General features: G+C 42.7%; 19 protein-coding genes and 4 tRNA genes. 21 read left to right on the forward strand and 2 right to left on the reverse strand.

Annotation, left to right across the window (positions count from 1 at the left end):
- The first annotated feature begins 1 nt into the window (after nt 1).
- From ureG to rmf, 12 genes are all read left to right on the forward strand, one after another.
- Nucleotides 2-661 carry an urease accessory protein UreG gene (gene ureG, locus ACVBIL_RS06525; RefSeq protein ID WP_447166172.1) on the forward strand — a complete coding sequence of 220 codons (660 nt, stop codon included), beginning with the start codon at nt 2-4 and terminating at the stop codon, nt 659-661.
- Nucleotides 654-1,577, forward strand: coding sequence for an urease accessory protein UreD (locus ACVBIL_RS06530; protein ID WP_447166173.1), 924 nt, complete (start codon nt 654-656; stop codon nt 1,575-1,577). Before ureG ends, ACVBIL_RS06530 begins: the two co-directional genes overlap by 8 nt.
- Nucleotides 1,578-1,609: 32 nt before the next feature.
- Nucleotides 1,610-2,605, forward strand: coding sequence for an urea transporter (gene yut / locus ACVBIL_RS06535; RefSeq protein WP_447166174.1), 996 nt, complete (start codon nt 1,610-1,612; stop codon nt 2,603-2,605).
- Nucleotides 2,606-2,659: 54 nt separating this feature from the next.
- Nucleotides 2,660-3,658: an energy-coupling factor ABC transporter permease gene (locus ACVBIL_RS06540; RefSeq protein ID WP_447166175.1), complete on the forward strand. Its 999-nt coding sequence runs from the start codon at nt 2,660-2,662 to the stop codon at nt 3,656-3,658.
- Entirely contained in the window at nt 3,655-4,461 is an 807-nt protein-coding gene (locus tag ACVBIL_RS06545) for an energy-coupling factor transporter transmembrane component T family protein (RefSeq protein ID WP_447166176.1), read from the forward strand. The genes ACVBIL_RS06540 and ACVBIL_RS06545 overlap by 4 nt, the downstream gene beginning before the upstream one ends.
- Nucleotides 4,462-4,464: 3 nt before the next feature.
- Entirely contained in the window at nt 4,465-5,226 is a 762-nt protein-coding gene (locus tag ACVBIL_RS06550) for an energy-coupling factor ABC transporter ATP-binding protein (RefSeq protein ID WP_447166177.1), read from the forward strand.
- Between the two features lie 44 nt (nt 5,227-5,270).
- On the forward strand, nt 5,271-6,590 hold the full coding sequence (locus ACVBIL_RS06555) for an ammonium transporter (RefSeq protein ID WP_447166178.1): 1,320 nt from the start codon (nt 5,271-5,273) through the stop codon (nt 6,588-6,590).
- A 407-nt stretch (nt 6,591-6,997) separates the two neighbouring features.
- On the forward strand, nt 6,998-9,133 hold the full coding sequence (rlmKL, locus tag ACVBIL_RS06560; protein ID WP_447166179.1) for a bifunctional 23S rRNA (guanine(2069)-N(7))-methyltransferase RlmK/23S rRNA (guanine(2445)-N(2))-methyltransferase RlmL: 2,136 nt from the start codon (nt 6,998-7,000) through the stop codon (nt 9,131-9,133).
- A complete protein-coding gene (locus ACVBIL_RS06565) occupies nt 9,123-9,359 on the forward strand; it encodes a glutaredoxin family protein (RefSeq protein WP_447166180.1) in 237 nt (78 codons plus the stop codon). The genes rlmKL and ACVBIL_RS06565 overlap by 11 nt, the downstream gene beginning before the upstream one ends.
- A 1-nt stretch (nt 9,360) precedes the next feature.
- On the forward strand, nt 9,361-11,280 hold the full coding sequence (locus ACVBIL_RS06570) for an ABC transporter ATP-binding protein (RefSeq protein WP_447166181.1): 1,920 nt from the start codon (nt 9,361-9,363) through the stop codon (nt 11,278-11,280).
- 29 nt (nt 11,281-11,309) lie between these two features.
- Entirely contained in the window at nt 11,310-13,172 is a 1,863-nt protein-coding gene (locus tag ACVBIL_RS06575; RefSeq protein WP_447166182.1) for a DUF3466 family protein, read from the forward strand.
- Between the two features lie 189 nt (nt 13,173-13,361).
- Nucleotides 13,362-13,538, forward strand: a complete 177-nt coding sequence (gene rmf, locus ACVBIL_RS06580; protein WP_447166183.1) for a ribosome modulation factor — start codon at nt 13,362-13,364, stop codon at nt 13,536-13,538.
- Nucleotides 13,539-13,649: 111 nt separating this feature from the next.
- On the opposite strand, the gene fabA is transcribed toward rmf, so the two are convergent.
- Both fabA and ACVBIL_RS06590 read right to left on the reverse strand, forming a co-directional pair.
- On the reverse strand, nt 13,650-14,165 hold the full coding sequence (fabA, locus tag ACVBIL_RS06585) for a bifunctional 3-hydroxydecanoyl-ACP dehydratase/trans-2-decenoyl-ACP isomerase (RefSeq protein ID WP_447166184.1): 516 nt from the start codon (nt 14,163-14,165) through the stop codon (nt 13,650-13,652).
- A gap of 67 nt (nt 14,166-14,232) precedes the next feature.
- Nucleotides 14,233-15,945, reverse strand: a complete 1,713-nt coding sequence (locus ACVBIL_RS06590) for a S16 family serine protease (protein ID WP_447166185.1) — start codon at nt 15,943-15,945, stop codon at nt 14,233-14,235.
- A 259-nt stretch (nt 15,946-16,204) separates the two neighbouring features.
- Between ACVBIL_RS06590 and ACVBIL_RS06595 the strand changes: the two genes are divergently transcribed.
- The 9 genes from ACVBIL_RS06595 to ACVBIL_RS06635 all read left to right on the forward strand — a co-directional run bounded on the left by ACVBIL_RS06595 (nt 16,205) and on the right by ACVBIL_RS06635 (nt 23,252).
- A tRNA-Ser gene (locus ACVBIL_RS06595) sits at nt 16,205-16,295 on the forward strand.
- Between the two features lie 206 nt (nt 16,296-16,501).
- Entirely contained in the window at nt 16,502-17,146 is a 645-nt protein-coding gene (gene uvrY, locus ACVBIL_RS06600) for a UvrY/SirA/GacA family response regulator transcription factor (RefSeq protein WP_447166186.1), read from the forward strand.
- Between the two features lie 20 nt (nt 17,147-17,166).
- A complete protein-coding gene (gene uvrC, locus ACVBIL_RS06605) occupies nt 17,167-18,996 on the forward strand; it encodes an excinuclease ABC subunit UvrC (protein ID WP_447166187.1) in 1,830 nt (609 codons plus the stop codon).
- 47 nt (nt 18,997-19,043) lie between these two features.
- The gene (pgsA, locus tag ACVBIL_RS06610) at nt 19,044-19,592 is read left to right on the forward strand and encodes a CDP-diacylglycerol--glycerol-3-phosphate 3-phosphatidyltransferase (protein ID WP_447166188.1); all 549 of its coding nucleotides are present in this window, start codon (nt 19,044-19,046) and stop codon (nt 19,590-19,592) included.
- Between the two features lie 152 nt (nt 19,593-19,744).
- Nucleotides 19,745-19,820: transfer RNA gene (locus ACVBIL_RS06615), tRNA-Gly, on the forward strand.
- A gap of 13 nt (nt 19,821-19,833) precedes the next feature.
- Nucleotides 19,834-19,907: transfer RNA gene (locus ACVBIL_RS06620), tRNA-Cys, on the forward strand.
- A gap of 144 nt (nt 19,908-20,051) precedes the next feature.
- Nucleotides 20,052-20,137: transfer RNA gene (locus tag ACVBIL_RS06625), tRNA-Leu, on the forward strand.
- 988 nt (nt 20,138-21,125) lie between these two features.
- Nucleotides 21,126-21,707 (forward strand): type II secretion system protein, encoded by a 582-nt coding sequence (locus tag ACVBIL_RS06630; RefSeq protein WP_447166189.1) that lies wholly within the window; start codon nt 21,126-21,128, stop codon nt 21,705-21,707.
- A 186-nt stretch (nt 21,708-21,893) separates the two neighbouring features.
- Complete coding sequence (locus tag ACVBIL_RS06635) at nt 21,894-23,252, forward strand: L,D-transpeptidase family protein (RefSeq protein WP_447166190.1); 1,359 nt, start codon at nt 21,894-21,896, stop codon at nt 23,250-23,252.
- The last annotated feature ends 69 nt before the right edge of the window (nt 23,253-23,321 follow it).

Genomic DNA, 23,321 nt, shown 5'->3' on the forward strand with positions numbered 1-23,321 from the left:
AATGAAGAAGATAACCAGAATTGGTATAGGTGGCCCTGTAGGATCAGGAAAAACTGCGATTATTGAAGCGATTACACCAAAATTAATTACTATGGGTGTCAAACCTATCATCATCACTAATGACGTGGTTACCACGGAAGATGCCAAACAAGTTCGACGCACATTACAAGGAGTGTTGGTTGCGGAGAAAATTGTTGGGGTCGAAACGGGAGCATGCCCCCACACCGCAGTTCGTGAAGACCCATCGATGAATATTGCCGCTGTGGAAGAGTTAGAGGCCGCGTACCCTGAGAGTGACGTTATTTTTATCGAGTCCGGTGGAGATAATCTGACCTTAACCTTCAGTCCAGCATTAGCAGATTTCTATATTTACGTCATTGATGTTGCAGCTGGCGATAAGATCCCTCGTAAGAATGGAGCTGGCGTTTGCCAATCCGATATATTGGTCATTAATAAGCAGGATTTAGCACCGTATGTGGGAGCTGATCTTGCTGTCATGGATCGCGACTCTAAATTAATGCGTAAAGATAAACCGTTTGTATTTACCAATTGTAAAACCGGTGAAGGCATCGATCAGTTAATCGCATTGATCATGTCGATGGCACTCTTTGATATCGATGTGCAATTAGTCTCGCCTGAGTTGGAGAGCCGCCATGCATGAGCGTCTGAAGGCTATTGATGATGCCAAAGAACTCAGCCGATTTCATAGTCAACCTAAGCAGATGCGCGCGGGGGCTCCGGGGAAAATTGGTGAGTTGAAATTGGCTTTTTCATTAAAAAATAATCGCCACGTTCTTAGTCATCTCTACCGAGTAACGCCATTACTGGTGCAGCAAGCACTGTATTGGGATGAAGCCATGCCAGAGCTGCCTATTTGTTCGATCATTTCAGTGGGAGGCGGTGTGTTACAAGGCGACCGCTACCACATCGATATTCGGGTAAATAAAGATGCTTGCGCGCATGTAACGTCTCAAGGGGCTAATAGAATCCATCGCATGGATGCCAATTATGCCTCGCAATATCAGAGCATAACCTTAGAAGAAGGCGCCTATCTGGAGTTCATGCCCGACTTTACCATTCTCTACAAGCAATCTCGCTATATTACTGAGACTGATATCGTTGTAGGTAAGGGGGCTTCGTTACTGTATGGCGAAATGGTGATGCTAGGGCGACTCCATCATGAAGATGAGCGAATGGAGTTTGATTTACTGTCGTTACTTACCCGTGTAGTCACAGTGGATGGCAAAAAACTATTTACAGAAAAAATTCTACTGGAACCCGATGGCAATGACCCCGAGTTGGTCAGTCAAATGCAGAGGTTTAATGTATTTGCCAATATCTTATGTCTCACTTCGGTAGAAAATGCCACATTGATTATGGCGGAGTATGAGGCTTATTTTGCTGAAGACAACAGCATGTTTGCCGCGGTGTCAAAACTGCCCAATGATGCCGGTTTAATGTTACGCGTGGTTGCTCAGGAAAGTCACCAAGTTAGCCGTCAGGTTAAAACTTTTTGGGGTATTTTTAGGCGCGTAGTGAAAGATAAAGCATTACCTGAGGCATGTCTTTGGCGCTAACGTCTGCAGAGTCTATGGGAGATAACAATTCAATGAGAGATAACACTTCAATACGAGATTGTTTTTCGATACACGATAACTATGTCACTTACTGCTTGCGTGGGACCAGTCAGGTCTTTTTTATGGAAAATGCCTTCACTGGAGTATTGTTTTTTATCGCAATGGGGTATGCCTCCTATGACAGCGGACACTGGTCTACTACATTTGGTGCCTTGCTCGGGGTCTTAGTCGCCACAGCCACTGCCATGATAACTCATGGTGATAAAGACATGACTAAATCGGGTTTGTACGGTTTTAATGGTATTTTAGTGGGCGCAGCATTACCGACCTTTATCGCACCTTCAATAGTGCTCTGGCTATTTATTATCATTGGCGCTGCATTTAGCACTGTGGTTACTAATGCATTTAAAAACATTCTAACTAACACCTTAGGAATTCCCGGTTCGACAGGCCCTTTTGTACTGTGTGGTTGGCTATTTATGATATCAGCCTACAGTTTCGGCCATTTGGATGTCAGTATGTTTTCCAACCCCAGCTTACCCACCGATTACCTGCTAGGACGCACGGCTGTCCCGTCATTACCGGAGCTTATCGCCATATTCTTTAGAAATATTGGCCAAGTGTATCTGCTGGGATCTGCAGTCAGTGGTGCCATTATGTTACTCGGTATCTTTATCGCCTCGGTTCCTGCTGGGATCGCTGCGTCATTAGGCTCGCTGATTGCGATTGTCTTTTCAGTTATGTTCGGCGCCAACCCCGATGTCATCCATGCCGGATTGTACGGTTTTAGTCCGGTTCTCACTGCAATGGCCGTGGGTGTTATTTTTATTTCACCATCGTGGAGAAGTGCTATTTATGCATTATTTGCCACCATAGTGACCGTAGTCCTACAGGGAGCGCTGGATGTATTTATGGAACCTGACGGACTGCCATCATTTACCTCTCCCTACGTTTTAACTATGTATTTGTTTATTGCAGCTAAAAATATTATCGAGCCTGCAGCATCTAATGTGAGTGGAAACGCTTAGTTCATTGAACGATATTTTAGTTTACGGAACGATATTTAGTTTAAGGACAAATATATGCACATGAATGATGCGCTATTATCAAGCGATGTAGGGCTGCCGTTACTGGCACTGTCTGGAGGGGCTTTAATCATTGCTTGTAAGATTGCTCAACAACGTATTTTCCGTAGCAATGAATTAATGGTGTTAATGGCCGTGCTGGGGGCCTTTGTGTTTGCAATTCAGATGATCAACTTTGCAATCCCAGGTACCGGAGCCAGCGGTCATATTACGGGTGCAATACTATTGTCAGCATTATTGGGCGCTCCCGCAGCTTTTGTGGTGATTGCCTCGATATTAATTGTTCAGGCGCTATTTTTTGCCGATGGAGGATTGCTAGCATTAGGCGCTAACCTCGTTAATCTGGGTATCGTACCTTGTTTTATCATTTTCCCTTTAGTTTGGCAGCCATTGGCAGGGCGATCATTGAGTAGAACGCGTTTAGCACTAGCCTCGATCTCGGCCTGTATGCTGGCCTTAATAGCTGGTGCTGCAGGAATTGCGATAATGACACATCTGAGTGGCATCACGCGCTTGCCGTTAGCCGAATTTTTGTTATTCATCATCCCGATCCATGCGGTCATCGGTATTGTTGAGGGGGCTGCAACAGCGGCAATCCTCTATTTTGCCTATCATCAGACTCAATTTTCCAGTCAAGCTAACACCTTGGTATTAGCTTCAAGAAAATCACAGGTGATAGCATTTGGTATGGCGGCTTTATTGTGCGCAGCGGTACTTAGTCGGTTTGCGTCAAGCAGCCCAGATGGTCTGGAATGGACCATGGATAAACTAACGCTTAATGCAATCCCACAATCGCTTCCGGCTGAGGCTTTGCAAAAATCCCAACAGGCATTAACACTGTTTCCGGACTATCAAGTTGCAGGTGTGACTCCGTTATTGCAAACCCCCATGGCAGGGGTGATTGGAAGTCTGGTTACCCTAGGGATTATTTTAGCCCTATTCGCAATGATCAAAGTGATAAAGCGCGCGACTCGTTATGCCGGAGCAAACAAATGAGGACGTTAACCAGTGCGCTAAATGATTTTCGGGCAATTGATGATTATAGTCGTCAAGAAACCTTGATTAATCGACTCGATGCTAGGGCTAAGTTAATCAGTTCTGTTGCGATATTAATGGCCGTTGTTAGCCAAGATAGTTATGCCATTGCGGCCTTATTGCCTTTGTATTTATATCCAATGGTGATACTGGTGACTGCAGATATCCCTATGCGTTTTATACTGCCAAAGTTATTACTGGCACTACCTTTCATCATATTGCTTGGGATCCTCAATCCTTTACTCGATACGAGCATATGGCAGACGCCGTGGGGGAGTTACGTATCGGCGGGCTGGTTATCACTGATGTCGATCATACTGCGCCTACTCCTGTGTGTCAGTATTGCCATTTTATTACTGGCGACGACGGGGATACAAGGCATCGTCGCCGGTTTACAGCGCCTGGCTGTGCCAAATGTACTAACGACGCAAATTTACCTGCTTTATCAGTTTTTTTTCATTATTGCCCAAGAGTTATTGGTCATGCTAAATGCCTATCAGTTACGACGGATCAATCGGCAAGCGGCAATTCCATTGCATTTTTATCAGCATTTGATGATTAGTTTGTTTCATAAAACTGTGCAACGTTGCACTCGAATTTATGAGGCGATGTTAGCGCGGGGATTTCGTGGTGAGTTAAAACAATTTGCTGCCACACGTTGGAGTTCGTTAGATACAGTTTGGACCTTATTTTGGTGTACCTACGGTCTTTTATGCCGTTTATATAATCTTCCTGATGCGCTAACGCAAGTACTGATGAGGTAAATCATGAGTCATCATTTAATTACCTTCGACAAGGTTTCATATCAATATAGTGACGGTACTCAGGCTTTGAATGAGGTCGCTTTTCAAATCCACCATGGTGAGAAAATAGGCCTATTGGGTTCTAATGGCGCTGGAAAATCGACTCTAATTAACATTCTTTGTGGATTTCTCACTCCGGCGAAGGGCGCTGTTTATCTAGGTGATTTATCTATCAATGAGAATAGTCTGCTTACAGTTCGTCGCACATTAGGTGTGGTTTTTCAAAATCCTGATGATCAACTGTTTATGCCAACAGTGTATGACGATATTGCTTTTGGGTTACAAGAACTAGGCGTCAGTGCAGCAGATATTGCAGGGAGAGTGGATTCGGCATTAATTAAGGTCGATGCCTTGGCGATTAAACATAAACCGCCATTTCGGTTATCACTTGGGCAAAAAAAAATGGCGGCCATAGCTGGAGTCATCGCAATGGAGCCACAGGTATTAGTTCTTGATGAACCTACCGCCAGTTTGGATCCGTTAGCGCGTGAGAAAATAATTTCTTTGATGCTGTCGTTCAGCCATAGCCAGCTTATCGCGACCCACGATCTGGATATGGTATTGGCGGTGTGCGATCGCGTAATTGTCTTGCATCAAGGTGAAGTTGTTGCAGCAACCACACCGGAGGCCTTATTTTCTGATGAGCAGACAGTCAGACAATACGGTTTAGCCTTGCCACTATCTATGCAGCAAATTAGTCGTCCAGCTAAAAAAACATTTAATTAATTGCACTTAAAAAGTACTTCATAAGCACTAAATAAGGAAAGGTTATGGATATATTAAATACTGGCGATACTGCATTTTTGCTGTTATGTACAGCTCTGGTGCTTTTAATGACCCCAGGACTAGCGCTCTTTTATGGGGGATTGGTAAAAGAAGCCAACATGCTAACCATTATGATGCAGAATTTTATTTGCATGGGGTTAGTCTCCATTATATGGGTGTTTGGCGGCTTTAGTCTGGCATTTGGTAATGATATTGCCGGTGTTATTGGTTCATTAACTGAATATATGGGACTTTATCATATTGGCGCCGAACCGAATGACACTTACGCTAAAAGCGTGCCATTTATCATCTTTTTTGCATATCAAATGATGTTTGCCATTATTACACCAGCATTGATGACAGGGTCTTTTGCGGGGCGTTTTAAGTTTCCTGCTTACCTTAAATTTGTCACGTTATGGACCTTGTTAGTCTACATCCCTGTGGCTCATTGGGTATGGGGCAACGGCTTTTTAGCATCCATGGGCGTCGTTGATTTTGCAGGGGGGTTAGTCGTACATACGACAGCAGGGATTTCAGCACTGACGGTTGCCATGTATGTGGGTAAACGACGCAGTACGTTAGCGGGTAAAAAAGAGCAACCTTCTAATTTACCTTTGATGGCAGTTGGGTTTGGATTGTTGTGGTTTGGCTGGTTTGGTTTTAATTCAGGAGGGGCATATGCGGCGAATGAGTTGGCCGCATATGCTTTTACTAATACGACCCTAGCGGGTTCAGTGGCTATGTTGGTCTGGATGTTTTGGGAGTGGCGCGAAAATGGCAGACCTTCTTTTAGCGGTATCTTAGTGGGGGCGGTTGCAGGGTTGGCGACGATCACCCCAGCAGCGGGTTATGTAGAGCCCAGCTCAGCGCTGCTTATTGGTGCGCTTGGCGCGACAGCTTGTTATTTTGCTAAGTATGTGCAAGAAAAACTTGAAATTGATGATGCTCTTGAAGTTTGGCGTGCCCATGGAGTGGGCGGAATCGTCGGCTCACTTTTGATTGGTATCTTTGCCAGCGAGGCAATCGATCAAGTTGATGCAGGGGCCCAACAATTTTTTGTTCAACTATTGGCTGTTATTATTATTAGTTTCTATTCTTGGGCACTGACCAAAGGCATACTCAAAATTGTTGACCGCAACGGTGATTTAAAAATTTCTGATGAAGAGCAGGACGCCGGTCTTGATTTTGTTGAGTTTGGTGAGCATGCCTACAACAATGATAATACTTGCGAAGACGAAGTGACGACGGAGGTGAAGGGGACATCATCGGATAATATTTCAGAAACGGAAATCGAGAATGTGACAAAAAACGATAAGCCTGATTAAGTGTGGGTAAATAGGGTGAATAGCTTACAGAGTGTTCGCCCTTGCTATTGATTACACGTTTGTTGGCGAGTTAAATCCGCTGCTTGCAGGCTTATGGCTAACCGGGTTGCTGCTATGTACTTGCAATTAAAGCCCCCCATCGTTAACCACTTGAATTTTACTGCTAATTCACGGCCTCATTGTTGGGTGGTAAGAATGGCAAGTCTTTGTTCCCCCTCAAACACCTCTATTTCGAGAGGCCTAGTTTTGAGCTTTACTCCGTTGACACGAAAGCAGCGATTCAAGGCATAAGGTGCCAAAAACCCGTAGATTACTGGATTAAATCTAGCTTTAGTCAATAACTTTTATCATTTAGTAGTACTAACAGGTATAATGTCGAACTAATTTTTACTGTGTCGACTTAATCAATGTTAAATTTTTTTGCTGCAGCTCCACGGGGCTATGAATATGCGTTATCACTTGAACTCGCTGAGCTTGGCGCTTCTAATATTAAAGAAAGTGTAGCGGGCGTTTATTTTTCCGCTTCGTTAGAGCTAGGATATCGCATTACGCTTTGGTCGCGCTTAGCGAGCAGAATCATTTTTGTCATTTATAAAGGTCCTTGTGAGTCACCAGAGCAGTTGTATAACGCAGCTTATGGTATTGACTGGCAGATGCAGTTTTCAAACCGCAGTACATTTAGCATCGATTTCCATGGCTTGGGTGGTTTTATCAATAATACCCAGTTCGGTGCGCTAAAAATTAAAGACGCAATTGTGGACCGCTTTCGCGATGATGACTTTTCTCGTCCAAACGTTGAAAGAGTCGACGCGGATTTTAGAATTGATGCTCACTTTAGACGTGGCGAGATCACCATTGGTTTTAATTTCTCAGGCCCAGCGCTGCATAAACGTGGATACCGCTCTACTACTGGTGAAGCACCGTTAAAAGAAAATTTAGCGGCTAATATGCTTGTACGCAGTGGCTGGCAAGCCGCACAAGTGGATTTACTTGATCCTTTCTGTGGTAGTGGCACCATTTTGATTGAAGCGGCCATGATGGCGTCTGATATGGCTCCAGGTATTCACCGTGAGCGTTATGGCTTTGATCATTGGTTACCGCACAACAAAAAAGTGTGGGAAGAGTTATTAAATGAAGCACGCGCGCGTGCCTCTATTGGTAAAACTCGCTGTGAGATTAAATTCTTCGGTTCAGATATCGATTCTCGTTTAGTCGCGTTAGCCAAACGTAATGCTGAAAATGCTGGCGTACTTGAATTAATCGATTTTAGTGTCGGTAATGCGCTAGAGATTAAAGTGCCAGTAGAGTCAGGTTTCTTGATCTCTAACCCGCCGTATGGTGAGCGTTTAGGCAATGTGACCTCATTACTGCAGCTGTACTATCAGTTAGGCGATAAGTTTAAGGCTGAATTTGGTGGCTGGAGCATTGCGATTTTAAATAGCGATGTTGAGCTGTTATCAGCATTAAAGCTTAAAGCTGACAAACAAATGAAGATGAATAACGGCGCTTTAGAGTGTGCGTTTAACCTTTATACTGTGCATGCTGAAAATACTCGCCGTGTCGATCCTGCCAATATTAAAATTGAAGGTGATGTCAGTGACATCGCCGTGCCGTTTGCTAACCGCATTAAAAAGAACTTTAAGCAGTTAGAAAAGTGGGCTAAAAAAGAGGGCATTGATAGCTACCGCTTATATGATGCCGACTTACCTGAATACAATGTTGCAGTCGATAAGTACCTTGATTACGTGGTGATCCAAGAGTACTCAGCACCTTCTGAAATTCCAGAAGCCGTGACTAAGCGTCGATTAACCGACGTATTGATCTCTTTACCTAGTGCGATAGGCATTGACCCTAATCATATCATTTTGAAAACCCGTGAGCGTAAAAAGGGTACCAACCAATATGAAAAGTTAGCGGCTAGCAAATTAGAGCTTATTACCACTGAATATGGCGCTAAATTTAAGCTAAACCTTAAAGAGTACCTAGATACAGGATTATTCTTAGACCATCGCTTAACACGTAAATTAGTTGGCGAAAAATCAAAAGGTCGCAGTGTTTGTAACTTGTTCTCTTATACCGGTTCTGCATCAGTGCACGCGGCTTTAGGTGGCGCGACCTCAGTGACCACTGTTGATATGTCAAATACTTATATTGATTGGGCAAAAGAAAACTTTGCATTAAACGGCTTAAACAGTGACAAATATCAGTTTGTTCAAGCTAACTGCCTACAGTGGATGAAGCGGACTCATGACAGGTTTGACCTGATTTTTATCGACCCACCAACCTTCTCAAACTCTAAGCGTATGGAAGATTCATTTGACGTGCTGCGCGATCACGTTGATATGTTAGCGAACGTGTTCAAGTTGCTTAATCCTGGTGGAGAAATTATTTTCTCTAATAACAAGCGCAAATTTAAGATGGAAATTGAGCAGCTTGAAGCCCTAGGCATGTCAGTTAAGAATATTGATAGTCAAACTCTGCCAATGGACTTCAAGAGAAATCCGCATATTCATAACACTTGGCTAATTACCCATGCCAAGTAATGTTTCAGTTGTCTTGTTTCACACAGATGCTTGTCATCTGTGTGAGCTTGCGGCTGAGCTGCTTGAGCAAACCGATGTTGCTTATAGCATGATTGATATTTGTGATGATCAAAATCTAGCAGAGCAATACGGTATTCGTATTCCTGTTGTCAAAATAGTCGACACCCAAAGTGAGCTAAATTGGCCGTTTGATCTCGCAGCATTAAAAAAATTTTTAGGAGCGTAAGTTGAGTCTAGTACGTATTAATAACGGCTCTTTAGCCTACGGTTACACCCCATTATTGCAAAAAGCTGATTTTACCATCGAACCTGGTGAACGTGTTTGTATCGTAGGTCGTAATGGTGCGGGTAAGTCGAGCTTAATGAAAGTGTTAAGTGGCGATGTGTTGCTTGATGAAGGCGAGTTTAACATTGCTACTGACGTTAAAGTTAGCCGTTTACAGCAAGATCCGCCTAAAGCCGAACAGGGCTCTGTATATTCGTATATCGCTGCAGGCTTAAAAGAGGTTGGAGAAAAATTAGAACGTTATCATCAGCTTGCTCATGATTTAGGCACTGCATCTGCTGATGAAATGGAGCGTATGCTAAAGCAGATGGAACGTCTGCAAGATGATATTGATCACCTTAATGGTTGGCAGCTTGATAACCGCATTAATCAAAACTGTGAACTATTAGGCTTAGACCCTGACGCGGCGCTATCTGAGTTATCAGGTGGTTGGCAACGTAAAGTGGCGCTAGCGCGCTCTTTAGTCAGTGATCCAGACTTATTGCTGCTTGATGAGCCGACCAACCATTTAGACATTGATACCATCGAATGGTTAGAGCAATTCTTACTGAGCTATCGCGGCGCGATAGTGTTTGTCAGTCACGACCGTGGCTTTATTCAACGCATGGCGACACGTATTGTCGATTTAGATCGTGGCGTAGTGACCTCTTGGCCGGGCAATTACCAAACTTACTTAGACGGTAAAGCTGAATGGCTGCGTGTAGAAGCTGAGCAAAATGCCCACTTTGATAAAAAATTAGCTGAAGAAGAAGTGTGGATCCGTCAAGGCGTTAAAGCGCGTCGTACTCGTAACGAAGGTCGTGTGCGCGCACTTAAAGACTTACGTGTTGAGCGTATGGCGCGTCTTAATCGTCAAGGCGGCGCGAAAATGGCCGTTGCTGACACTGACCGTTCAGGCAAATTGGTATTTGATATCGAAAATCTCGAATACAACTTACCTGAAAAGAATTTGGTGAAAAACTTCAGCACATCGGTTATGCGTGGCGACCGTATTGCATTGATTGGTCCAAACGGCTGTGGTAAGTCAACATTAGTTAAGTTACTTATTGGCCAGTTAGAAGCGCAATCTGGCTCTGTAAAAGTGGGTACTAAGCTTGAAATTGCTTACTTTGACCAATACCGTGAAGCATTAGATCCTGAAAAAACAGTTGAAGAAAACGTAGGTGAAGGTAAGAAAACCATCACGATTAATGGTCAAGACCGCCATATTTTAAGCTACCTACAAGACTTCCTGTTCTCGCCTATGCGAGCCCGAACCCCAGTTAAAGCATTATCTGGTGGTGAGAAAAACCGTTTATTATTAGCCCGTTTGTTGCTAAGACCTGCCAACTTAATTATTCTCGATGAACCTACCAACGATCTTGATATTGAGACGCTGGAGTTGTTAGAGTCTCTACTAGCAGATTATAAGGGAACATTGTTACTGGTTAGTCACGATCGTGCCTTTATCGATAATACCGTGACCAGTAGCTGGTGGTTTACCGGCAATGGCGGCTGGAGTGAGTACGTTGGTGGCTATGAAGATGCCGTTGCTCAAGGCGCAAGGTTCTATTCCGGGGAACCTCAAGCAGTAAATGCGGTCGAAGCTCCAGTTGTTGAAGTTAAACAGGTAGTTCAACCTGTTGAAAAGAAAGTAGAAAAGAAGCTTTCTTACAAGCTTCAAAGAGAATTAGAGACTCTTCCGGCATTAATGGAGCAGTTGGAGCAAGATCTTGAAAAGCTACAGGCAGTTGTCAGCTCAGCTGATTTTTATGCTCAAGAACAAAAAATAGTGAATGAAAACTTAAAAGCGTTGTCCGATAAGGAAAGTCAGCTTGAAAGTTGCTTTGAGCGATGGGAAGAGCTCGAATCATTGAAGTAAGCTAAAAATAAGAAATAGGAAGCGAGTTAATGAAGTTTAAGTTGGATAAAACCCTATCGTTAGTAGCTGTGGGCGTTATAAGCGTACTTCAAGGTGTTCATGCAGCACCTGTGTATGAAATTATTAATATCGACCTTGATACATATGATCTTAATGGCACCATTGAAAACACTCGTAACGGCTATGGTATGGCGGTTAATATTAATAATGAGGCTGTCGGTGCTGCCAAAGGTAAAAAGAAGCTATCAGTTTCTGAAGATGATGACGGTGTTATCGATATTGAAGACGGTGTTGCTGATTCAGAGACAATAACTTATTCAGTTAACCTTCCTATTATTGCTAATAACTTCACCTTTACAGCGGTTGGTAATGAGTGGATGCCAACCTTTGAGAGTGTTAACGGCACCACGGCGCCTACTTTTCCTGAAGATGATGCGACAGTCAACTCGATTGATACTTTTTTCTATGACATCAATGATAGTGGCCTTCAAGTGGGCGCGATGACGGCGCCGGAAAGGACTATTGATTATGACGGAAGCAGTGACACTCAAGAGTTTTGGTATTACCGCGAGTACGAGCAACGTGGCTTTGTAAAACAAGGAGCAGATGCCGAAATTGCGTTAATTCCAGCTTATTCCGAGTATGTCTATAAAGCGGGTGAGGCCGAAGAACAAACGATTACCGTTGGTGGTTTCTCAAGTGCTGCAGCAGTTAACGATAGTGGTTTAGTTGTTGGTTACGCCAGTACGGATATCAGCGAGAATAGTGCCAACATTATCAATTCTTGTGTTGATAATAATAGCGAAACCGCGCCGCAAGATATTTGTATTCAATCGGCCCAGTTTCCAAATCAATATGGCTATAGCGATATTCAATATCAAATTCGTGGCTATGTTTGGCAATACGAAGCGGGTAACAATACACCGACAGCGACCATGCTGCCATTAGGCCTAGAAGTCACCAATGACAGCGTTTATAGCGCGCAGGGGTTGGGTATCAATAATGGTGCCGTCGTTGCTGGTCGTTCTTACGTCTATCGTAAAAATGATAAAGACAGATTATATTACGATGCTGCTTACTGGACTGATGAAAATAAAGATGGTGAGTATGAGTATAATTGGGTCGATGTCGATCAAGTTCGCGACGTGTATTCATCCATTGCTTACAGCATAAATGACAACGGCATATTGGTTGGTAGCTACAACAAGTACATTGAAGGTTATAGAAGAGATAAGTTTTTCTACTTCGATACTAAGAGCCCAGAAACAGCGCTGGTTACCCCCAACGACTTTTATAACAACTTATCTGATTTAAGCAGTCGTGGCCGTGATATTAATAACCAAGGGCAAGTTGTTGGTTACATCGAAACGACTCATGATAAAGAGAAGCCACGTCCTAAAGCGGGCTTTCTTTACGATTTACCATCAAATGAGTTTAATAATGTCAACGAGTTGTTAACTTGTGATTCAAAGGGCTATAAGCAAAATGCTGAAGGCAATTGGGAACGCAATTTAGTTGAAGTACAGGATGGTTCAGGTAAAACCTTAACCTATAAAAGTGAAATTCTGGTTGTTGAAGCTAATAGTATCAATGACGATGGCACGATTGTAGGTACGGCGTTTATTCGTAAGCCTTCTTATAAGTTTGATGATGACGGCAATATTGTAATCGGTGATAACGGCTTACCGTTTTTTGAGTTAAACGGCTATGGCGACCCGGTAACCTCATTCCTGCCTCGTATGGTGGTATTACAGCCTGCAGCTTCTGGTGCAGAAGCGTGTACGGTTACCGATAATGATGGCAGTAACGATGACTACGAGCGTAAAGGTGCTGCAAGTTTTGCGTGGATCTTGATGTTACCTCTGTTGTGGTTTAGACGTCGATTCAACTGATAATGTTTACGTAACGAAAAATCGAGGCGATAGCCTCGATTTTTTTTGCAATAAATTTGTAAGACTTCTCAATAGCTTAAATAGTAACCGTATTTTAAGCCGTTTTTTAGGATTGATCTCACCTAAAAAAAGCTTTATTTATGGAGGTGAAGCGATAGCTTCTTTTGTTATTGATGAGAGGGTGCTTGCATGAAGAGACAAAAAAGAGATCGATTAGATAGAGCTTTTTCAAAAGGATTTCAAGCAGGAGTTGGAGGCAGATCGAAAGAGAACTGTCCGTATTCGCTGTTAGATTCAAAATCACAATGGCTTGGTGGTTGGCGTGAGGGAATTGATGGTCGGCTCAACGGTTTATTTAATAAGTAATATTCAGTTATCGATTCTAAGCCATTTTGAATGTTAACTATTGGATTGCAAATTGCAGCATTTTGCCCTCAAGAAAGAGGGCATTTTAATTTAAAGGCCAGCGCTATTGTATTAGAAGCTGGTCGTATCGGTAAAAATACCAACTTTTAAATCTTTAGCGCTATAGATTTCACGGCCATCAACTTCCATTGTGGCATCAGCAATACCCATAACCAGTTTGCGATAGACCTTACGCTTAATAGTAAGCTTGTAGGTGACTTTTTTTGCTTCAGGTAATACTTGGCCAGTAAATTTAACTTCACCCACTCCCAAAGCTCTCCCTTTGCCTTCTGCGCCTTCCCATCCAAGAAAAAAACCAACAAGTTGCCACATCGCATCTAGACCTAAACAACCAGGCATTACGGGGTCGCCAGCAAAGTGGCAATCAAAAAACCAAAGGTTAGGGGTAATATCGAGTTCTGCAACAATCTCACCTTTACCGAATTCACCACCGTCGGCATTAATTTTTAATACACGGTCGATCATTAACATATTGTCTTTTGGCAGTCTCGGAGAATTGGGTTTGAATAATTTGCCAATTCCACATGCAATAAGATCTTCTTTGGTAAAACTGTTTGCGTAACTCATTATTTTTAATTCTCCAGCAATTTGAGCTGCCAAGATTAGCGAACAGGTGTACGCTAAACAACTCCGATCAGCTAGAAAATCTCAATTTGTCGATCAGTGTTGCAAAAAAGCTCTTATCTTCGTCTTGATACCCAGCAAGGTTTTCTAAACGAGATTGCACCAATCCGTAAATTGACTCTTGTGGGAACTGGTTATTTTCATCAGCAATTCCTGCAGGCGTTTGCATTAAAATTTCGACCGCTTCATCAATGTGTCTAACTTGGTATAGGGTGAACACCCCTTCAGTAACCGCATCAACAACATCTTGATGTAAGTTTAATTGCTGCATATTAGAGCAGGGAATAATGACGCCTTGATGACCCGTTAGCCCGCGTCGCTTACAAAGCTTGAAGAAGCCTTCAATTTTTTCGTTTACACCACCAATAGCTTGGATATTGCCAAACTGATCGATAGCGCCTGTCGCGGCTAAGCTCTGCTTAATCGGCTTTTCTGATATCGCAGAGATCAAACTACAATACTCTGCAAGGGAGGCGCTATCTCCATCAATCTCTTGATAAGATTGCTCGAATACGATGTTAGCGTTGAGGTGCAGCGGGGCATCTTTTCCAAATATTCGGTAAAGGCAGGCTGACAGGATCATCATGCCTTTGGCATGAATATTACCGCCTAATTCAGATTTACGCTCAATATCAGCAACCTCGCCGTCTCCGTAGTGAACTGAAGCTGTGATCCGTGCCGGTTCGCCGTAACTGAACTCAGCATTCTCTATGACGGTTAAACCGTTAATTTGGCCCACGATTTCATCTTGTGTCGGCAAGTTAATAAACAGGTCGTCAAAGTTTTGCTCAGAAAGCTTTTCTGATGCGTTATGACGGTAATTAACCATGCTAATCGCTTTTAAGAGAGACGCTTGCGAAATCTGAGCACTCTGCGCATAAGCCTTAGCTTGAGCTAACAAGTGTTCTAAGTTGACAGCCATAAGGCTGAGACGTTGCTGATGATCGGCAAGCTTGGCACTGTATTGTAATAATAGTTGCAGCGCGGACTCAGTAAGAGTGATCTGTAGATCATTAAAGATACTCGCTAACCATTGACAGTAATCTGTTGCAGAGTATTCAGATAAGTCCATCTCATTGATTAATTCGCCAAGCAAAGGGAACAGTCGAGAAAAACTAGGTTCAGCTAACCAGCAACTACCATATTGGTGACTAGAACCAATAAGAATGATTTTGCAGTTCATCGGTAGCTGCGGTAGTTGACTGTGAACTTGATAAGATTGCTTCTCAACAATCTCTAGTAATAGGTCCCATAAGTTTTCTTTTTTCCATAAAGAATCTGCACAGATAAATAAGTAATGGCAACTGGCGAGTAGGCCAGGCTCATAGATCTGCGTGTCGTTGTCATAACGCCCGACTAGGTCAACTTTACGAACCGAACCCGACAAGTATTTATATTGATGAACTTTAGTCGCAAGTAACGAGTCAAGGTTATTGGTATCATGCGCGGCCCAAATGGGGTCCTTGTGTTCATCGAACCTTAAGCTTAGTGCGGGAAACTCACCGAGTTCGCTAACGAGAGAACTAATAATTTGTTTACGATTACAACCGAAATAATCGGCTAAAAACATATGTTGATTATCAATTGCAGTAAGCAGTTTAAACGCATCAAGACAACGTTGTTGAGCGATTAAATTCGCTTTTGCACTAGAGCTGAATACCTGTTCTGCCGGAATGTCGAAACGTGGAAGCAGCGCTGAGGCAGGAATAACGTTTGAGTTCATAAATGTGTATGTCTATTTTTAGTAAGCTGATACTAGCACATATTTAAATATGCTTTGCCAGTTAACGTACAAGCGCCTGTTCAGGTCTCTATACATAAGGTTTTTATACAATAGTGTCGTTATGCAACTAAAGACTGTGACTGCCTATACAAACTTCCGCCTAATCGCCCAATACTTGAGCTTTTAGCGTCGTTCGGTGTGATTTTTACGGCAAATGGGTTTACATCATAAACGGAAACGCATAATATTCACAACGTTCGGAGAGATGGCAGAGTGGTCGAATGCACCGGTCTTGAAAACCGGCATGGGTTTATAGCCCATCTAGGGTTCAAATCCCTATCTCTCCGCCACATTAAGAAAAGGCAGCCTAATGGCTGCCTTTTTGCTTTTAAACTATAAACTATTGTTATTCTGTAGTATTTCCTGTCTTTACTCCAAATCATGCTCGGATATTTTACTTTCTATATACTGTTAGATGGGATAAATTAACCTTATATCATTCTTGATTTGTCTCTGTGTTAAAGGGACTAATTGAACATCAAAAGGTAACACGGCTTTGATATCTGTATATTTAGTTGATGACCACGAATTAGTAAGAACGGGTATTAGACGGATCCTCGAAGATGAACGGGGCATTAAAGTTGTCGGCGAGGCGGGTGATGGCGAAACCGCTGTACAGTGGTGTCGTAAGAATGAAGCCGACGTGATTTTGATGGACATGAATATGCCCGGGATAGGGGGGTTAGAAGCAACCCGTAAAATTTTGCGTTTTCAGACCCACGCTAAAATAATCGTGTTAACTATTCATACAGAAGACCCTTTCCCGACAAAAGTCATGCAAGCCGGTGCTTCGGGTTACTTAACTAAAGGTGCGACCTCTCCGGAAGTATTGCAGGCCATTAGACAAGTTGCTCATGGGCAGAGATACCTTTCACCGGAAATCGCACAGCAGATGGCGTTGAGCCAATTCAATAAGTCAGAAGATAACCCCTTTAAATCATTGTCGGAAAGAGAACTACAGATCATGCTAATGATCACTAATGGTGAAAAAGTAAGTGAGATCTCAGAGCAGTTAAACCTTAGCCCTAAAACGGTCAACAGTTATCGATACCGTTTATTCGCAAAGTTGGGAATTGGTGGGGATGTAGAGCTGACTCGACTCGCAATACGTTATAAAATGCTCGATACTGGACAATTCTAAGTAGTAAATCTAAACAATTTATGTCAGATGCTTTTAATGCCGACCACTTTTTAAAAACAGTCACCTCGTCGCCAGGCGTATACCGGATGTATGACGCGAAGGGGACTGTTATTTATGTGGGTAAGGCCAAAGACTTAAAAAAACGCCTTTCCTCATATTTCCGTAAGAATCTCGGAAACGTTAAAACACAAGCCTTGGTTTCCCATATAGCCAATATTGATGTCACTGTCACCCACAGTGAAACTGATGCGCTGATTTTAGAAAATGATTATATCAAGCAATACATGCCTAAATATAATGTATTGCTACGGGACGATAAATCCTACCCTTATATTTTATTGAGTAATCATAAGTACCCGCGGTTAGCGTATCACCGAGGCCCGAAGCGAGATAAAGGCCAGTATTTTGGGCCTTACCCTAATGGAGGGGCGGTACGGGAAAGTTTGCATTTGATGCAGAAAATATTTCCCATCAGGCAGTGTGATGATCTGTATTATAAATCCCGCTCACGGCCATGCTTGCAATATCAAATTGGTCGCTGCAGCGCACCTTGCGTTGATAAAGTCTCTTTAGAGGATTATCAAGAACAGGTAAGGCTTGCTACTTTATTCTTAAAGGGTAAAGACCAACAAGTGATGTCAGTTTTGGTGGGGAAAATGGAACAAGCCGCCAGCAATATGCACTATGAGCAGGCAGCGCTATTTCGTGATCAAATCACCGCACTAAGGCGGGTCACTGAACAACAAGAGGTGTCGAATGCGTCTGGTGATATGGACGTTATAGGCGCTTACTATGCATCGGGTGTCGCCTGCTTTCACCTACTGTTCATTCGAGATGGCAAAATATTTGGTAGTCGTAGCTATTATCCGAAAGTACCAGTCGATACGGACGTTTCAGAAGTGCTGCGCTCATTTATGCTGCAGTTTTATCTAAATTCAGATACTCAGCGTACGACACCGAAAGAGATTTTGATCAGCAATGCATTTGATGAGCAAGCTGAACTGGCGAAAGCGATTCAAACGGCACAAAACAAAAAAGTCGAGATAAAGACTCAGGTTCGCGGCGAGAGAGCAAGCTTTTTGCGGCTGGCACTCACCAATGCAACCAATGCGGTTAATACTCATTTGTCTCATAAGAACACGATAGAGCAACGCTTCCTGCTGCTAGAAGAAGCGATAGAGTCCACCAATAACATTCAACGCATGGAATGTTTCGACATTAGTCACACGATGGGCGAGAGTACCGTTGCCTCCTGTGTGGTCTTTAATCGAGAAGGGCCGAGTAAGGCTGACTATCGTCGTTATAACATCTCTGGTATTACACCTGGTGATGATTATGCTGCGATGAAGCAGGCTATTACGCGCCGTTTTGATAAAATTACCGACAAGGGCAAAATCCCTGATATCTTGTTTATCGACGGGGGAATTGGGCAGCTACGAATAGCTCAAAAAATTGTAGATGAAAAATTTGTTGCGCTGGATAATGCACCGACGTTAATTGGCGTTGCAAAAGGTGAAGGGCGTAAACCAGGTTTGGAAACCTTAATCTATGGTGAAAATGAAGAATCATTTACGCTACCTGCAGATTCTGGGGCATTACACTTAATTCAGCATATTCGTGATGAGTCTCATCGCTTTGCAATTACTGGCCATAGACATAAAAGACAGAAAACGCGCAACACCTCGACGTTAGAGTCAATCGCCGGAGTTGGGCCTAAACGGCGTAAAGCCTTGCTACAGTATTTAGGTGGATTACAAGAAGTGAAGGGCGCAAGTGTATCAGAATTGGGAAAAGTTCCCGGTATTAGCTTAGAAATGGCACAAACGATACATGATGCATTGCGAGGGTAGCAAAATTAAGGCAAGATTGGCGCTGCTTTCGAATATTAGGTTATACAATGCCGTTTAACATTCCTATTGCGTTAACACTTTTCAGGTTAGCCCTGTTACCTGTTTTTGTTGTACTTTTTTATATACCAGAACCCTGGTCTCCTTTTGCTTCTGCATTTGTCTTTTGGCTAGCAGCAGTTACTGACGCATTGGATGGTTATGCCGCGCGAAAGTTAAAGCAGTCGACCCGCTTTGGTGCTTTTCTCGACCCCGTTGCTGATAAAATAATGGTCACAACGGCACTAGTTTTATTGATAGCTGAATACAGTAATATTTGGTTAACCTTACCTGCACTGTTTATGATTGGCCGTGAAATTGTAATTTCTGCGTTACGTGAATGGATGGCGGAAATAGGTAAACGAGGTGCTGTTGCAGTATCTTGGATTGGCAAATATAAAACTGCGGCACAGATGGTAGCTATTACGGGCCTAATTTGGCAGCCAAATGAGTTTTTAACTTATGCCGCTTTCGGATTATTTTATATTGCAGCCGTTTTGACATTTTGGTCAATGGTTAGCTATATTTTAGCCGCCTGGAAGGATTTAACTGCCGAATAGCTCGTTAAAGGAGCAGCGCGATCAATAAATGGGCAGTCAGTCGTTTATCGATAAATATAGCGTTGACTCTTGGCGTTTAATCGGTAGAATGCCATTCCGTAGTCAAGGGGAAGCGAATTAAGCGAAACCAAGATTACAGATTAAATTGAAATGCGACATTAGCTCAGTTGGTAGAGCGATACCTTGCCAAGGTATAGGTCATCGGTTCGAACCCGATATGTCGCTCCAATTTACATCATGTGGCGCGATGGCAGAATGGCTATGCTGCGGATTGCAAATCCGTCGATCTCGGTTCGACTCCGGGTCGCGCCTCCATAACTTTTAATAGTTATACAGAATAAGAGTTATAAAGAATAAGAGTTATAAAGAATAAGAGTTTGATGAGTTTAACCAATGTCAGTAAGACGTGGTTAAAAAGTATTGATACCGACAATATGTATCGTCAAAGTCAACGAGTTTGCCCGTGTGGTGGAATCGGTAGACACAAGGGATTTAAAATCCCTCGCTGAATAAGCGTGCCAGTTCAAGTCTGGCCACGGGTACCATCTTCTTATGAAGAGTGACTAAACCAGCCTAGAGCTGGTTTTTTTACGCCTGAAATTTATCTCTTATGAGAGAGGGCAAGTGATTCCTTTTTATAACAGATGCCTCGCTGAATAAGCGTGTCTATTCAGTTGAAAAGAGCAAGTCTGGCCACGGGTACCATCATTTAAGCCCTTACATTCATTTGTAGGGGCTTTTTTGTACCCTAACTTTAGCGTATCGCTAAGTTTTGAAACAAAGAGCTGCAAGGGATTCTTTTTAATAACAGATGCCTCGCGTAACAAGCTAACCAGTTCAAGTCTGGCCACGGGTACCATCTTCTTTTAGAAGAGTGAATGAACCAGCCATTGAGCTGGTTTTTTTACGCCTGAAATTTATCTCTTATGAGAGAGGGCAAGTGATTCCTTTTTATAACAGATGCCTCGCTGAATAAGCGTGTCTATTCAGTTGAAAAGAGCAAGTCTGGCCACGGATACCATCATTTAAGCCCTTACATTCATTTGTAGGGGCTTTTTTGTACCCTAACTTTAGCGTATCGCTAAGTTTTGAAACAAAGAGCTGCAAGGGATTCTTTTTAATAACAGATGCCTCGCTGAATAAGCGTGCCTATTCAGTTGAAAAGAGCAAGTCTGGTCACGGGTACCATCATTTAAGCCCTTACATTAATTTGTAGGTTTTTTTGTGTTAATGTTAGCGCAAAGCAAAGTCATAGAGCCATTAGTCGCTTTTGCATTGTTAGGGGTTAAAAGATGGCGTCGTTCATTCAATGGAGTTTAAGGGGGAAAGGGCTCTGTGGACTAAATGGCTTGCCTCTGCGAAAGTATTGGGATCTTGATTCTTAGCAAATCAATGGAAAATATGATGAGTATCCGAGGGCTGTTAGCCTAGCCCATTTAGCCTATTCTATTAATAAGTAATGCCATTAACTCAAGTGACTTGCTTAGACTTGAGGCGTATATTGACTATATATTTAGAATAGAGGAGTACGATGTGAGAATCCTTGCTAAAGGTTTTACCTTAATCGAATTAGTCGTTGTCATTATCGTGCTAGGAATTCTGGCTGTTATCGCCGTACCTAAATTTATCAATTTAAGTCAAGATGCGCATGATGCTGCGATTAAAAGTGCCTTTGGGAGTTTTACATCAGGTGTAAAGCTGTACCATAGCTGCTGGCTCACCTCTGGGAAAAGTGGTTATCAAGTTGATTTAGCGTGCTATGGTGATGGTAATCTGGATTCTGGCATAACAGGTTATCCGTTAGGGACCGATACTTCCGCAAGTAGCCAAGACGGCACACTGTTGCAAGGGGAGTACTGTAAAGAAGTTTGGCAAGGCCTGCTAGATAATGACGAGTATACTCTAGTCAGCCATTTTGGTGACCCCTTTGTAAAAGGAAATGATATTGTATACTGGTTTTCTGGTGGCGCACTAAGTTCAAGCGATACGTATTGTTATTATAACTATATTGCAGATAATCCAGTAAAAGGTAGCGAAAATTGGCAGTTAAAATACTATCCTGGTACGGGTAAAACAGAAGTCGGTAAAGGCACATTAAGCGTGAGTAATCCTTAATTAAGAATACAATTATTATGTGATTCAAGCTCTTGCACCGCAGGAGCTTTTTTATGTGTTTTTTATTAAATTTGCTTACCGAATTTTTCAAGTCGTCATATACAAAACATCATTATTTGCCATACTTAACCTTAGTGTTGATAAAGGGGTGGGTAAATGCGATTTTGTAGTCTTGTATGCTGCTTTATGTTGATTTTTGTAAGCATAGATTCTAGTGCGGATGAGCGAAAGAAGAATGCCCAGAGTTTGTTATATCAACAAGTTACCTTATTAGCATTGGTTGATAGTCAATTTCAACAACATAAAGAGACCTTATTAAGTAAGTCGATCTCAACTAATCAATGGTTGCAGATAGAGAATGATATTCGGCTATTTTGGGCGCAGCGCCTAATTCCCATCAGAAATGCTGCGAAAAGTGTGTCAAACGATCCTTTTATCAGAGCGATGTCTATAGAACCACAGCTTAACGGTTACCTTCAGTTGCAAAACCGTATACGTCATCTTCATTGGCTGGCACAGCAAGATTGGTGGCAACCTATAACCATTGATAAACTCATTCGTCCCGGAAAAAATGACCCCGCTATTCCTAATATTGTTAGGCGCTTATGGTTATTAGGCGATGCAGAGAATGCGACGATAGAAGCAACAATATTAGACGATGCGATTGTTAGGTCTTTAAAGCGTTTTCAAAGACGCCATGGACTTAATCCTGATGGTATCGTTGGTCCCGAAACGCTTAAATGGCTAAATCTTGCTCCTGAAAAACGTGCATATATTTTGGCGAATAATTATATCGAAAGGGCTGAATTTATGGCCCAACGTGGTGAACGTTTTCTTATCATTAATATCCCCGCATTTGAGATGGAGCTAATTAATAACGGCAAGGTAGAGCTGGTATCAAAGGTCATTGTTGGTAAGCCTTATCGCCCAACCCCGTTACTCAGCAGTTCAATATCAAATGTGGTGATTAATCCAAGTTGGCGAGTGCCTAAAAAAATCATGTATAACGATTTACTGCCTCATGTTAGAAAAGACGGTAACTATATTACTGAACGTAATTTTGATGTATTTGATCGCAATAACAATTTGGTGTCGAGGACGCCTCAGCAATGGAGCGATCTCGCTAGAGGACCATTTCCCTATCGCTTGGTACAGCGCCCCGGTTTTAACAACACCTTAGGCCGTTATAAGTTTTATTTTCCTAATGAGTTCAGTGTTTACCTTCATGACACGGCAGATCCGAATCTATTCGAGCGCAGCAATCGTGCGTTGTCATCAGGGTGTATCCGTGTTGAGAATGTCGAAGGGTTAGCAAATTGGATGGCCGCAAACTTAGTTAAAGATAAACAGACTTGGGTAGATAGGCATAAAGAGCGTAGTCGGACCCAATGGTTTGCTTTGAGCTCAACATTAAATGTTCACCTAGTGTATTGGACGGCATGGATTGACGACCGCAACCAAGCTCAATTTAGGAACGATATTTACCAACTACAAAATACACACGCCCTTACAGAGCGCGCCAGTGCTCAAATCAATGACTTATAATGTAGTTTTCACTAATTTATGCTGATTACTTGATTTCTTCAATTCTTCGGGTTAGTTTGCCTGCCAGTT

This window comes from Shewanella sp. 125m-7, assembly GCF_052977045.1.

Bases quoted from the DNA above. Each gene is read 5' to 3' on its own strand.
- ACVBIL_RS06635 (WP_447166190.1), top strand. From the start codon at position 21,894: ATGTTGATTTTTGTAAGCATAGATTCTAGTGCGGATGAGCGAAAGAAG.
- ACVBIL_RS06565 (WP_447166180.1), top strand. From the start codon at position 9,123: ATGCCAAGTAATGTTTCAGTTGTCTTGTTTCACACAGATGCTTGTCAT.
- rlmKL (WP_447166179.1), top strand. From the start codon at position 6,998: ATGTTAAATTTTTTTGCTGCAGCTCCACGGGGCTATGAATATGCGTTA.
- ACVBIL_RS06540 (WP_447166175.1), top strand. From the start codon at position 2,660: ATGCACATGAATGATGCGCTATTATCAAGCGATGTAGGGCTGCCGTTA.
- yut (WP_447166174.1), top strand. From the start codon at position 1,610: ATGAGAGATAACACTTCAATACGAGATTGTTTTTCGATACACGATAAC.
- fabA (WP_447166184.1), bottom strand. From the start codon at position 14,165: ATGAGTTACGCAAACAGTTTTACCAAAGAAGATCTTATTGCATGTGGA.
- pgsA (WP_447166188.1), top strand. From the start codon at position 19,044: ATGCCGTTTAACATTCCTATTGCGTTAACACTTTTCAGGTTAGCCCTG.
- ACVBIL_RS06550 (WP_447166177.1), top strand. From the start codon at position 4,465: ATGAGTCATCATTTAATTACCTTCGACAAGGTTTCATATCAATATAGT.
- rmf (WP_447166183.1), top strand. From the start codon at position 13,362: ATGAAGAGACAAAAAAGAGATCGATTAGATAGAGCTTTTTCAAAAGGA.
- ACVBIL_RS06590 (WP_447166185.1), bottom strand. From the start codon at position 15,945: ATGAACTCAAACGTTATTCCTGCCTCAGCGCTGCTTCCACGTTTCGAC.
- ACVBIL_RS06575 (WP_447166182.1), top strand. From the start codon at position 11,310: ATGAAGTTTAAGTTGGATAAAACCCTATCGTTAGTAGCTGTGGGCGTT.
- ureG (WP_447166172.1), top strand. From the start codon at position 2: ATGAAGAAGATAACCAGAATTGGTATAGGTGGCCCTGTAGGATCAGGA.
- ACVBIL_RS06545 (WP_447166176.1), top strand. From the start codon at position 3,655: ATGAGGACGTTAACCAGTGCGCTAAATGATTTTCGGGCAATTGATGAT.
- ACVBIL_RS06530 (WP_447166173.1), top strand. From the start codon at position 654: ATGCATGAGCGTCTGAAGGCTATTGATGATGCCAAAGAACTCAGCCGA.
- ACVBIL_RS06555 (WP_447166178.1), top strand. From the start codon at position 5,271: ATGGATATATTAAATACTGGCGATACTGCATTTTTGCTGTTATGTACA.
- uvrC (WP_447166187.1), top strand. From the start codon at position 17,167: ATGTCAGATGCTTTTAATGCCGACCACTTTTTAAAAACAGTCACCTCG.